The following is a 12,784-nucleotide window of genomic DNA, read 5'->3' on the forward strand; positions in this document are numbered from 1 at the left end:
CACGCTGACGACGCGGCGGGACGCATGCCCCGCCCGACCGTCCGGCCGTCGCGCCGGTGAGTCTCAGGTGATCGGCGCGGGGTTGAACAGGGTCAGGTCGTTGAACAGCCCCCACCGGTCCGACCAGGGGCGCTTGCGCCCGCTCGCGACGTCGAGGATCAGGTGGAACAGCTCCCAGCCGACCTCCTCGATCGTCGCCGCGCCTGTGGCGATGCGGCCGGCATCGAGGTCGATCAGGTCGGACCAGCGCTCGGCCAGCTCCGTGCGGGTGGCGACCTTGATCACCGGCGCCTGACTGAGGCCGTAGGGCGTGCCGCGGCCGGTGGAGAACACCTGCAGGGTGATGCCCGAGGCGAGCTGCAGCGTGCCGCAGACGAAGTCGCTCGCCGGGGTCGCGGCGAAGATCAGGCCCTTCTCGCGGACGCGCTCGCCCGGCGCCAGGACCCCGGAGATCGCGCTCGTGCCGGATTTGGCGACCGAGCCCAGCGCCTTCTCGACGATGTTGTTGAGGCCGCCCTTCTTGTTGCCCGGCGACGGGTTGGCCCGGCGGTCGGCCTCGCCCTTGGCGAGGTAGGCGTCGTACCACGCCATCTCGCGGACCAGCGCCGCGGCGACCTCCGGGCTCTTCGCCCGGGGGGTGAGGAGGTGGATCGCGTCGCGCACCTCGGTCACCTCGGAGAACATCACGGTGGCGCCGCAGCGGACCAGCAGGTCGGCCGCGAAGCCGAGCGCCGGGTTGGCGGTGACGCCCGAGAACGCGTCGCTGCCGCCGCACTGCAGGCCGACCACCAGCTCGGAGGCCGGGCAGGCCTCGCGCGTCCGGCGGTTCAGCACCTTCAGGCGGGCCTCCGCCATGGTCAGGATGCTGTCGATCATGGCCGAGAAGCCGTGGTGGCGCTCGTCCTGCAGCCGCACCACCCCGTCGCCGGCCGCGCCGCTGTCGGGCAGGAGCCGCTCCGAGACGAGCTTCTCGCAGCCGAGGCCGACGACCATGACCTCGCCGCCGAAATTCGGGTTCTGCGCGAGGCTCTGGAGGGTCCGGATCGGCACCACCGCCTCGGGGGCGTTGATGGCGACGCCGCAGCCGTAGGCGTGGGTCAGGCCGACCACGTCGTCGACGTTGGGGTAGCGCGGCAGCAGCTCCTGCTTGATCCGCCGGATCGCCACGTCGAGGGTGCCGGCGACGCACTGCACGCTGATCGAGATCGCCAGGATGTTCTTGGTGCCCACCGACCCGTCCGGGTTGCGGTAGCCCTCGAAGGTGTAGCCCTCGAGCGGGGGCAGGGGGGCCGGCACGCGGGTGGCCATCTCCAGGGCGTCGAGGGCGGGGGCGACCGGCGTCGCGACGCGGGATTCCTCCACCCAGGCGCCCCGCGGGATCGGTTGCGTCGCGATGCCCACCACCTCGCCGTAGCGGCGGACCTCGCCGCCCTCCGGGATGTCGGTGAGCGCGACCTTGTGGCCCTGCGGCACGAACTCGACGAGTTCCAGCCCGTCCGGGAAGACCGTGCCGGCCGGCAGCCCGAAGGCGTTGACCACGATCGCGACGTTGTCGCAGTCGCTCAGGCGGATCGTGCGCGGCACGTCGCCGGCGGCCCCTCCGGCCCCGGCGCCGGCCGGCTGCGGGCGGGTCGGGGCTTCGATCTCGGCCTGCATCGGATGCTCCTTCCGTCTCGCGCCCGTCCGGGCTCCTGTCGGGATCAGGCGGCGTCGCCGACCGCGTGGTTCGCCAGGGCCTCCAGGGCCTTCACCATGGCGGAGTGGTCCCAGGCCGCGCCGCCCTGGGCCACGCAGGCCGAGAACAGCTGCTGCGCCAGCGCCGTGGCGGGCAGGCTGAGGCCGAGCGTCCGGGCGTTGTCCAGGGCGAGGTTCAGGTCCTTCTGGTGCAGGCCGATGCGGAAGCCGGGATCGAAGGTCCGCTCGATCATCCGCGCGCCGTGCAGCTCCAGGATCCGCGAGGTGGCCAGCCCGCCGGTGATCGCCTGCCGCACCTTGGCGGGATCGGCGCCGGCCTTCGAGGCGAAGAGCAGCCCCTCGGCCACCGCCTCGATGGTCAGGGCGACGATGATCTGGTTGGCGACCTTGGCCACCTGTCCGGACCCGACCGGGCCGACATGCGTGACCGTCTTGCCCATCGCGGCGAACAGGGGCTCGGCGCGCGCGAAGGTCCCGGCCTCGCCGCCGACCATGATCGAGAGCGCGGCGTTCTTGGCCCCGACCTCGCCACCGGAGACCGGCGCGTCGAGATAGGCGCCGCCCCGCTCGGCGATCCGGGCGGCGAAATCCTTGGTGGCGAGCGGCGTGATCGAGCTCATGTCGATCACGGTCTTGCCGGGCGACAGCCCCTCGGCGACGCCGCCCGCGCCGAACAGGACCTGCTCCACGTCCGGGGTGTCGGGCAGCATCAGGATGATCGTGTCGGCGCGCTCGGCGACCTCGGCGGCGGTGGCGCAGGCGGTGCCGCCCGCCGCGAGCAGGGCCTCGGGCACGCTGCGCCGGGTCTTGAGGAACAGGCTGTGGCCCGCCGCGATCAGGTGTCCGGCCATGGGCGTGCCCATGATGCCGAGGCCGATGAATCCGATGTTCATGGGTACGATCCCGTTGCGGAACTCAGGCGCGGAAGCGGGCGGCGAGCGCCTCGGAGCTGCGGGCGAGGAGCCCCATGTCGGAGCCCACCGCGGTGAAGCGGGTGCCGGCCGCGATGTAGCGGCGGGCCAGCTCCTCGCTCGGCGTGAGGATGCCGGCCTGCTTGCCGGCCCGGACGATCCGGGCGACCGCCGCCTCGATGGTGGCGACCACCTCCGGGTGGCCCTGCTGGCCGACATAGCCGAGGCTGGTGGAGAGGTCGCCGGGCCCGATGAACACGCCGTCCACGCCCTCCACGGCGGCGATCGCGTCCAGATTGTCGAGGGCGCGGCGGGACTCGACCTGCACCGCCACGAAGATCTCGGCCTCGCAGCGGGTGTGGTAGTCCTTGATCCGGCCGAACCGGGCGGCGCGGGGCGCCTGCGAGAAGCCGCGGATGCCGCGGGGCGCGTAGCGCGTCGCCGCGACCACGCGGGCGGCCTGCGCGGCGTCGTCGATGTTGGGGATCATCAGCGACTGGGCGCCGGCGTCGAGGATCCGCTTGATGGTGATCGGGTCGTCGCTCGGCACCCGCACCATCGGGTGCGTGTCGCCCTCCATCATCGCCTGGAGCTGGGCGTAGATGTCCCGGAGGTCGTTGGCCGAGTGCTCCATGTCGAGGAGCAGCCAGTCGAACCCGGCCCCGGCGACCACCTCGGTGGAGATGGGACTGGCGAGGCTGCACCACAGGCCGATCTGCTGGCGCCCCTCGGCGAGGGCCGCCTTGAAGCGGTTGGTGAGGTTGTCCATCACGATCCTCCCTGGGGGCGTCGCGGCGTCTGCGCGCCGTCCGCCCCATCACGCGCAGCCTTCCGCCGCGAGGTCAAAGCCAAACACTGGATCGATCGATGCGGATCGCGCATCGATCGACCGTGCGGGCTCACGCGGGCGGCATCTCGGCCACGATCGAGACAAGCTGGGCGATGAGGGGGTCGTCCGCGTCGCGCCGCCACGCGAGGAGGAGTTCCACGGGGCGCGGCGCCGGCAGGACGAGGGGGCGGAACACCACGCCCTCGAAGCGCAGGCGCTCGGCGGCGGCCGGCACCAGGGCGATGCCGAGCGCCGCCCGGACCAGGGCCAGGATCGAGTGGATCTGCGTGAGCTGCTGGACCGTCGGGGGCCGGATCTCGGCCTCGGCGAGCAGGCCGAGGACGAGGTCGTGGAAGTAGCGCGCCTCGTTGGGCGCGTAGCCGATGAGCGGCTCGCGCCCGAGATCGGCGGGGGTGAGCCCGTCGCGCAGGGCCAGGGGGTTCCCGGCCGGCAGGGCCACCACCAGGGGCTCGGCCAGCGCCCGGACGGCGATCAGGTCCGGGTGCGTCACGGGCGGCCGCACCAGCGCGGCGTTGATCCGGCCGGCGAGCAGCTCCTCGATCTGGTCCTTGCTGACCATCTCGCGCAGCGCCAGCGTCACGTCCGGCAGCGCCCGCCGGAACGCGGTGACGAGGCGCGGCAGGAAGTCGTAGGCCGAGGCCGCCGTGAAGCCGAACTTGAGGACGCCCGCGCGCCCCGCCGCGACCTGCCGGGTGACGTGCGTCGCGGTCTCGGCGAGCCGCAGGATGCGCTGCGCCTCGGGCAGGAAGCTGCGACCGGCGGCGGTCAGCCGGACCGTGCGGCTGGTGCGCTCCAGGAGCTGCACGTCGAGGACGCGCTCCAGGACCTGGATCTGCCGCGACAGCGGCGGCTGCGTCATGTTCAGCCGGGCGGCCGCACGCCCGAAATGCAGCTCCTCCGCCACGGCGGCGAAGCACCGGAGCTGACTGAAGTCGAACATGAAGGCTCCCTCTCCCGGACCGCGGCGCAGTCGAGCGGGAGCTTAAGGCCTTCGCGGCGGCCACGTTGCGATCGCCGCCCTCATCCAATTAGGTAAGGCGGCGGCCTCCGGGCCCGACCGGCCTACGGGGTCACCTCGTGCCCGGCATAGTCGATCCGGCCGTCCGGCCCCTTGGTCCACTCGTAGATGACGTAGTCGGGGCGGGTGAGGTCGCCCTTCCCGTCGTAGGCGATCGGGCCGACCACCGTGTCCACCGGCTTGCCCCGGTGCAGCCAGTCGGCGAGCGCCTTGCCGTCGCTGGAGCCGGTCTCGGCCATCGCCTTGGCCAGGACCTGCACGGCCGCGTAGGCGTAGAGCGTGTAGGCCTCGGGATCGATGCCCCGGGCGTTGAACGCCGCCACCACGCCCCTGGCGTTCGGGTTCTTGCGGGCGTCCGGCGCGAAGGTCATCAGGGTCCCGGCCGCGCCCGGGCCGGCGATCTGGACGAATTCCTTGTCGGGGATGGCGTCGCCGCTCATCATGCGGGCGGCGAGGCCCTGATCGCGCATCTGCCGGATGATCAGCCCGGCCTCGGTGTGCACGCCGCCGAAATAGACGACGTCGACGTTGGCGGACTTCATCTTGGAGACGAGCGCCGCGTAATCCTTCTCGCCCGGGTTGATGCCCTCGAACAGCACCTCCTTGCCGCCCCTGGCCCTGAACGCCTTCAGCGTCTCGTCGGCCAGCCCCTTGCCGTAGGGGGTCTTGTCGTGGACGAAGGCGATCTTCTTGCCCTTGAAGTGCCCGGCCAGGTAGCTGCCCGCCACCGCGCCCTGCTGGTCGTCGCGGCTGCAGGTGCGGAACGTGTTCCACATGCCGCGCTCGGTGAACTTCACGCTCGTGGAGGCCGGCGTGACCTGGATGATGCCGGCGTCCAGGTAGACGTCGGAGGCCGGGATCGTGACGCCGGAATTGTAGTCGCCGACGACCATCTTCACGCCGTCGCTGGCGAACTTGTTGGCCACCGAGACGCCCTGCTTCGGGTCGGAGGCGTCGTCGCCGACCGTGACGGTCAGCGTCCTGCCCTTCAGCGTGCCGGCCCTGTTGATGTCCTCGACCGCCTGGCTCACGCCGTTCCGGATCTGGGCGCCGAAAGCCGCGTTCGGCCCGGTCATGGGCGCGGCGACGCCGATCTTCACCGGCGCGCCGCCCTCCTGACCTCGCGCCGCGGTCATGAACAGCAGCCCGGCCAGGCCGGCCATCAGTAGTCGCGTCATCTTTCCCCCAAGATGTGGCCGGACAGATCGCCGACGAACGCTGAATTCGGATAGATCAACGCGGATCCCCGCGCGTCGAGTCGCAGATCACCCGGCGCGATCCTGTCGCTCACCTTCACCGGGGTCAAGGTTTGGGGGTGGGCCGAGACGGTCACCGGCGCGGGCGCGCGATCGGCCGGCGGGCCCTCACGGAGCCGTGCGGCGGCCCGAAGGCCCGACGGGTCGGGATGGCGCCGATGATGCATCGGGCCGGCGCATCCGCAGCAACCCGCCGTGACCGATGACCGCCTCCCGTCCCCGCCGCACCCCCAGCCCCGGCCGACCGGGCCCGCGTCCGGGACGCGGCTGATGGGGCCGCGCGCGGACGAGGATCGGGACGGGGATCGGGACAGGGATCGGGACAGGGATCGGGGCGAGGGTCGAGACGCGTCGGTGGACTGGGCCGAGCGTCGCCGGATCGCCGAGCAGGGACGGGGCGACCGGGCGTGGTCGCTCTGGGGCCCCTATCTCAGCGAGCGGCAATGGGGGACCGTGCGGGAGGATTACAGCCCCTGCGGCAACGCCTGGGCCGCCCTGACGCACGAGGACGCCCGCTCGCGCGCCTATCGCTGGGGCGAGGACGGGCTGGCCGGGATCTGCGACGAGCGCGGCAACCTGTGCCTGGCCCTCGCCCTCTGGAACGGGCGCGACCGCATCCTCAAGGAGCGGCTGTTCGGCCTGACCAACCAAGAGGGCAACCACGGCGAGGACGTGAAGGAGGTCTACCACTACCTCGACGCGGTCCCGAGCCACGCTTACCTGAAGATGCTGTACCGCTACCCGCAGGCGGCTTTCCCCTACGCGGACCTCGTCGACGAGAACGGGCGGCGCGGGCGGGAGCAGCCCGAGTACGAGATCGAGGAGACGGGCGTCTTCGACGGGGACCGGTTCTTCGACGTCACCGTGGAGTACGCCAAGGCCGACGCCGACGACGTCCACGCGGTGATCACCGCGCTGAACCGGGGGCCCGAGCCCGCCGACCTCCACCTCGTCCCGCAGCTCTGGTTCCGCAACACGTGGTCGTGGGAGGCCGGGCAGGCGCGCCCGCGGATCGCCCGCGCGCCCGACGGGGGCGCCGTCTGCACCCACGAGCGGCTCGGGCCGTACCGGCTCGCCTTCGACGGGGCGCCGGACCTGCTGTTCTGCGAGAACGACACCAACCTGCGGCGGCACGGCGGGCAGCCGGACGCCGCGGGGCCGTTCAAGGACGGTCTCCACGCGGCGATCGTCGACGGCGATCCCGCTTCGGTGCGCCGGGACGCGGGCACCAAGCTCGGCCTGCACTACGCGCTGCGGCTGGCGCCCGGGGAGACCGCCCGGATCCGCCTGCGGCTGTCGGCGGGCCTGCGCGCCCGGGCCGTCGACGACGGGTCCCTGGTCCGCCGCCGGGTGGCCGAGGCGGACGCGTTCTACGAGGAATTGCAGGACGGCATCGCGAGCGCGGATTCCCGCGCGATCTTCCGCCAGGCCGCCGCCGGCCTGATCTGGTCGAAGCAGCTCTACAGCTACGACGTGCGGCGCTGGCTGGAGGGCGACCCGCTCCAGCCGCCGCCGCCCCGGGGGCGCGCGGGCGGCCGCAACGGCCAGTGGCGCCACTTCGCGGCGGCCGACGTGCTGTCGATGCCCGACACCTGGGAATATCCCTGGTTCGCCGCCTGGGACCTCGCCTTCCACTGCCTGCCGCTCGCCCTGCTGGACCCGGACTTCGCCAAGAAGCAGCTCCTGCTGCTCACCCGCGAATGGTACATGCACCCGAACGGCCAGCTCCCGGCCTACGAGTGGGAGTTCGGCGACGCCAACCCGCCGGTCCACGCCTGGGCCACCTACCGGGTGTTCGAGATCGACCGGGACCGGCGGGGCGGGCGCGGCGACCTCGCCTTCCTGGAAGGCGTGTTCCACAAGCTCCTGATCAACTTCTCCTGGTGGGTGAACCGCAAGGACGCGCAGGGCCGCAACGTGTTCCAGGGGGGCTTCCTGGGGCTCGACAATGTCGGCGTGTTCGACCGCTCGCGCCCGCCCCCGGGCTTCGGGGTGGTGCACCAGGCCGACGGCACCGCCTGGATGGCGATGTACGCGCTGACCATGATGCGCATCGCCCTGGAGCTCGCCCTCCACAACGACGTCTACGAGAGCACCGCCTCCAAGTTCTTCGAGCACTTCCTGCTGATCGCCGAGGCCATGACCGACATGGGCGGGTCGGGCGGAGACGGGCAGGGCTACGGCCTGTGGGACGAGATCGACGAATTCTACTACGACGAGGTCGACATCCCCGGCGGCGGGATGCTGCCGCTGCGGGTCCGCTCGATGGTCGGGCTGGTCCCGCTCTTCGCCGTCGAGGTGATCGAGCCCTCCGTGCTCCACCGGCTGCCGGATTTCGCCCGGCGCCTGAACTGGGTGCTGGAGAACCGGCCCCACCTCGCCCGCCTGGTCTCCCGCTGGACCGAGGGGGGCGTGAAGGACCGCAAGCTGCTGTCGCTGCTGCGCGGCCACCGGATGAAGGCGCTGCTGCGCCGGATGCTCGACGAGGCCGAGTTCCTCTCGCCCTACGGCGTGCGCTCCCTGTCGAAGGTGCACCGCGACGCGCCCTACGTGCTCAACGAGCTCGGCGCCTCCTTCACGGTCCGGTACGACCCGGCCGATTCCACCTCGAACATGTTCGGCGGCAACTCGAACTGGCGCGGCCCGGTCTGGATGCCGATGAACTTCCTCATCGTCGAGGCGCTGCGGCGCTTCCACACCTATTACGGCGACGACTTCCTAGTGGAGTACCCGACGGGCTCGGGCGCGATGCTGACGCTCAGCGCCATCGCGGACGCCCTCGAGGACCGCCTGATCGCGCTGTTCGCCAAGGACGGGACCGGGCGCCGACCGGCCTTCGGGACCCGACCGCCGATCGCCCCGGCGCCGGGTGCCGAGGAGGCGCTGCTGTTCCACGAGTTCTTCGACGGGGATACGGGGCGGGGCCTCGGCGCCGCGCACCAGACCGGCTGGACGGCCCTCATCATCAACCTGCTGCGCGACCGGGCACGCCCGCGATAGGCGCGCCCGGCCGGGAGCCGGCCGATCCGGTCAGCAGCTCAGCCGCCGACCTTCGCGACGCCCGAACACTTTGTAGTGGGCGGCGCCCGATTCCATCTGGCCGTTGGCCACGGCGCGGCGGACATCCGGGTTGCAGCGCAGGTACTCGCGCTCGTCGAACCCGTAATTGGCGCGGCCGCGGTAATCGTCCCGGTCGCGGTAGCCGCGGTCCCGGTAATCGTAGTCGCCGCGGTCGCGGTAGCCCCGGCCGCCGTAATCGTCGTAGTCGGGGCGCGGCTGCGCGGAGACCGGGCCGACCACGCCCAGAATGCCGAGGCTCACCGCGGCCGCTGCCAGAATCGCCTTCATCGTACCAATCCTCCCTTGTCGGTGGCCAGAAACGCGTCGGGGCGCGGATGGTTCGATCGCCTCGGACGTGGCACCCCCGGCCAGCCCGAGCCCAGCCCCCGCGATGCGAGAAGCCCGCCTCGCGGCTCTGCCCCGGCCCGCGCCGGGGCGGACGCAGCCCCGGCGCGGATGCGCGTCACATGCGGCGCATCATCTCGCGACGCATCTCGCGGTGGCGCATCTCGCGGCGCATCTCCCGATGCATCATGTGGCGCTCCATCCGGTGGCGCATCATCCGGCGCTCCATGCGACGGCGCATCATGTGGCGCTCGACGGGATCCATCTGGACCGTCGAGACCATGCCGGCGGGCGCCGACACGCCCGTGCCGGGGCCGATCGGCGCGGCGGAGGCCGGGATCGCGACGGCGGAACCGAGGGCCGCCAGCAGGGCGGCGGCAATGATCGTTGAACGCACGTGAGGTTTCCTCTCTCGCCGCCCGGGAAGACGGGCGGGCGTTTCCAGGGGACTCGCGGCCGGATCCGCCCGCAATCCCGCCCAGGAAGGCTCGGGCCGCCCGGATGGTTCCCCGGACCGGGCCGCCCCGCCAGGAACGCGCCGGAGCGGTATCGCGACGGGCATCGCGTCGGGCCGGCGGCCGGGCCCCGTGGCCGCCCTGGGTTGGACCGGGCAGGGCGCAGGTGATGCACGAACGCATCACCCGGCCGCAAAAGCGAACGGAACCAAGCCGCGGCACGACCGAAGATCAGAGCAACATCTCCGCCCACAATGACTCTAATACACCATCAAAATACTCATTCTATAAAATCTGTGAGATCTATAAAATATCATCCTCGTCTCAACGATTGCAGAGCCAGTCAAATTTGAGGGAACATCTCGAAAATCCACGCTTCAGAATCGAGACATCATGACCTATTCATGAGAACGCATCATGCGAACCGCGCGAGATCAGCAGAAGCTCCGCTTCGGCATCCGAAGCCTCACCGGCGAAGAGACCTTGACGCTCATGCCTTCGACGACGCGCGGCGGGGGACACTACATGTACCGCATCTCGAGTTCCGGACTTCTCCTGTGCCTGCTGTCGCAGACCGCGATGGCGGCGGACCTCCCGCGGCGGGCCCTTCCGCCGGCGGCGACAGCCGTGCCGATCTTCTCCTGGACCGGAGCGCATGCCGGCCTGTTCGCCGGTTACGGGACCCTCGATCGGGCCACGCAGTTCGTCTGCACAGGTCCGGACGGGCAGCCCGGAGCCCGGAACTGCCCGGTCATTCCATCGAAGCGGGCCTCGGACGGGAGCTTCGTCGGCGGCGCCGAGGTCGGCTACGATTGGCAGGTGAATTCCGGCTTCGTCGCCGGCGCCGCCGCGGATTACCAATTCACCCGGCTGTGGGGCTACGATCGCCGCGAGGGCGCCTTTCCGGCCGCGGGCGGCGGCTTCTATCGCCGCAGCGTCGCCCATTCCGGCCAGAGGCTGGACGAGCTCGCCACCCTGCGCGGCAGGATCGGCTTCGCCGTCGATCGCACCCTCGTCTACGCCACGGGCGGCCTCGCCGCGGGCACGGTCCGGACCGACAACAACCTGTCGTTGGCCGGTTTCCCGCTGTTCGACGGGCGCCAGGGCGCGGTGCGCCTGGGCTACGTGGCCGGCGCCGGCATCGAGCACGCCTTCAGCGAGCACCTCTCCGCCAAGGTCGAGGGTCTCTACTACGATCTCGGCTCCCGGGCGGTCCTCCCGGCTCCGTCGTACCCCGTGCTGACCGGCTACCACGCCGGCACGCGGGTCGCGACGGACGGCTTCCTGGCCCGCGTCGGCCTCAACTACCGGTTCGGAGCCGGGCTTCCCACCCTGGCCCCGATCGCGTCGGCAGGCCCGGCCACCTGGGATTTCGAGGGCGGCCTGCGCTACTTCTTCAGCTCCGGGACACCGCGCGAGAAGCTCGGCGACCCCGACGTGCCCGGCCAGCTCAATTCGCGCCTGACCTACAACAACACCCAGGCGCATGCCGGCGAGAGCTTCGCACGGCTCGAGCACAACCCCACCGGCCTGTTCGCCAAGGGCTTCCTCGGCTCGGGCGGCGTCACCGGCGGCCGCCTCGCCGACGAGGACTTCCCGCCCGCCCTGCGCCGCTATTCGAAGACGCTGTCGCCGATCAAGGACGGCGACATCGGCTACGGCGTGATCGATCTCGGCTACGACGTGCTGCGCCGGGACGGGTACAAGCTCGGCGGCTTCCTCGGCTACCAGTTCGCGTCCGAACTGTATAACGGCTACGGCTGCCGTCAGGTGGCGGGCGGGACTCCCTGCGCCAGACCCTACCCGACCAGCATGAAGACGCTGGGCGAGAGCATGCAGTGGAACGCGCTGCGCGTCGGCGTGATCGGCGAAGCGCGGTTCGACCGGGTCCGGCTGAGCCTGGAAGGCGCCTACCTGCCGGTCGTGAGCCTGAGCGGCGTCGACCGGCACTGGCTGCGGCCCGACATCAATCCGGGGCCGGAAGGCGGCCGCGGCGACGGCTACTTCCTGGAGGGGATCATCTCGTACGACCTGACGCCGTCCGTCAGCGTCGGCGTCGGCGGCCGCTACTGGCAGCTCCAGGCCGACAAGGCGCACACGACGGCCTTCCCGTTCTCGCCGCCCAGCCCGATGAAGTTCGAGACCGGTCGCTACGGCGGCTTCGCGCAGCTCTCCTACCGGCTGGCCGATTTCGGCTTCGGCGAGACAGGCGCTCCGGCGGCCCCGATCCGCAAGGACTGATCCAGCCGCCACGCCGCGCCCGAACGCGGGCGCGGCAGGCCAGGGGACGGGCCGCGCCGGCCGTTCGATTCCGGTGCCTCGATATCCCGGTGCCTCGATCCCGGTGCCTCGATCCCGGCATCGGCTCCACCCGGCCCGCGGCAGCGACGCCGCGGGGCCGCTCAGCTTGGCCGCGCGGCCGCGTGAACCGGCCGCGACCGGTCGTCGGCGTCCCCGGCAGGTCCGGCCCGGACAAGAGTTCCGGCCCGGACGGGAGCGCCGGCACGGACGGGAGCGCCGGCACGCTCGACGGAGGGCCGACGCGGCCGGACCGCTTCCGCACGGAGCGCGTGCCCCGCGCGCGCGCCACTCACGGCCGCGGCCGGGCCGGGTTCCCCACCACGGTGGCGCCGGCCGGGACGTCGCGCGTCACCACGCTGCCCGCCCCGACGATCGCGTCGTCGCCGATCGTGACCCCGGGGAGGATGATCGCGCCGCTGCCGATCCAGACATTGGCGCCGATCACCACCGGGCGGGCGAATTCCAGCATCTGCCGGCGCTGGGCCGGGTCGCGCGGATGATCGGGGGTCAGGATCTGCACGGCCGTGCCGATCTGCGTCAGGTCGCCGATCGTGACCGACATCACGTCGAGGATGCTGCACCCGAAGTTCAGGAACACGCCGCGGCCCAGGCTGATGTTGTAGCCGTAGTCGCAGTGGAACGGCGGCCGGATATTGCAGCCCGGGCCGACCCGCGCGAAGGCCTCCTCCAGGAGCGCCTGCCGCTCGGGCTGGCTCCGCGTCTGCGCGGCGTTATACCGGTCCATCCATTCCGAGATGCGCCGGTTGTCGGCGGCCAGTTCCGGGTCGTCGGCGCAGTACAGCTCGCCCGCCAGCATCCTCTGCTTCTGAGTCTTCACGATCTCTGTCTTCATGGTGGGGACCTCCCTCCGGCCGCGTCGGACCCTAGCTATG

At 71.7% G+C, this 12,784-nt stretch carries 10 protein-coding genes; 2 read left to right on the forward strand and 8 right to left on the reverse strand.

All coding sequences use genetic code 11. The features are described from left to right. Window positions 1-63: 63 nt before the first annotated feature. The 5 genes from garD to ACX9MN_RS16265 all read right to left on the reverse strand — a co-directional run bounded on the left by garD (window position 64) and on the right by ACX9MN_RS16265 (window position 5,652). Entirely contained in the window at window positions 64-1,656 is a 1,593-nt protein-coding gene (garD, locus tag ACX9MN_RS16245) for a galactarate dehydratase (protein ID WP_489724926.1), read from the reverse strand. A gap of 44 nt (window positions 1,657-1,700) precedes the next feature. After that, on the reverse strand, window positions 1,701-2,588 hold the full coding sequence (locus ACX9MN_RS16250; protein ID WP_489724927.1) for a 2-hydroxy-3-oxopropionate reductase: 888 nt from the start codon (window positions 2,586-2,588) through the stop codon (window positions 1,701-1,703). A 22-nt stretch (window positions 2,589-2,610) separates the two neighbouring features. Next, a complete protein-coding gene (locus tag ACX9MN_RS16255; RefSeq protein WP_056523353.1) occupies window positions 2,611-3,375 on the reverse strand; it encodes an HpcH/HpaI aldolase family protein in 765 nt (254 codons plus the stop codon). 130 nt (window positions 3,376-3,505) lie between these two features. After that, window positions 3,506-4,396: a LysR family transcriptional regulator gene (locus ACX9MN_RS16260; RefSeq protein ID WP_489724928.1), complete on the reverse strand. Its 891-nt coding sequence runs from the start codon at window positions 4,394-4,396 to the stop codon at window positions 3,506-3,508. A 122-nt stretch (window positions 4,397-4,518) separates the two neighbouring features. Next, the gene (locus ACX9MN_RS16265) at window positions 4,519-5,652 is read right to left on the reverse strand and encodes a branched-chain amino acid ABC transporter substrate-binding protein (protein WP_489724929.1); all 1,134 of its coding nucleotides are present in this window, start codon (window positions 5,650-5,652) and stop codon (window positions 4,519-4,521) included. A gap of 348 nt (window positions 5,653-6,000) precedes the next feature. Here ACX9MN_RS16265 and ACX9MN_RS16270 point away from each other — a divergent pair, with 348 nt between their 5' ends. Next, complete coding sequence (locus ACX9MN_RS16270; protein WP_489724930.1) at window positions 6,001-8,730, forward strand: MGH1-like glycoside hydrolase domain-containing protein; 2,730 nt, start codon at window positions 6,001-6,003, stop codon at window positions 8,728-8,730. 30 nt (window positions 8,731-8,760) lie between these two features. Here ACX9MN_RS16270 and ACX9MN_RS16275 read toward each other — a convergent pair whose 3' ends face one another. Then, entirely contained in the window at window positions 8,761-9,078 is a 318-nt protein-coding gene (locus tag ACX9MN_RS16275; RefSeq protein WP_020093199.1) for a hypothetical protein, read from the reverse strand. 175 nt (window positions 9,079-9,253) lie between these two features. Beyond that, window positions 9,254-9,532, reverse strand: coding sequence for a hypothetical protein (locus ACX9MN_RS16280; RefSeq protein WP_012318753.1), 279 nt, complete (start codon window positions 9,530-9,532; stop codon window positions 9,254-9,256). Window positions 9,533-10,082: 550 nt separating this feature from the next. On the opposite strand from ACX9MN_RS16280, the gene ACX9MN_RS16285 reads away from it, so the two are divergent. Continuing rightward, window positions 10,083-11,831 carry an outer membrane beta-barrel protein gene (locus ACX9MN_RS16285; RefSeq protein WP_489724931.1) on the forward strand — a complete coding sequence of 583 codons (1,749 nt, stop codon included), beginning with the start codon at window positions 10,083-10,085 and terminating at the stop codon, window positions 11,829-11,831. A gap of 349 nt (window positions 11,832-12,180) precedes the next feature. On the opposite strand, the gene ACX9MN_RS16290 is transcribed toward ACX9MN_RS16285, so the two are convergent. Beyond that, window positions 12,181-12,744: a sugar O-acetyltransferase gene (locus ACX9MN_RS16290; RefSeq protein WP_091926364.1), complete on the reverse strand. Its 564-nt coding sequence runs from the start codon at window positions 12,742-12,744 to the stop codon at window positions 12,181-12,183. Window positions 12,745-12,784 lie beyond the last annotated feature (40 nt).

It is taken from the genome of Methylobacterium sp. 1A, assembly GCF_058072805.1.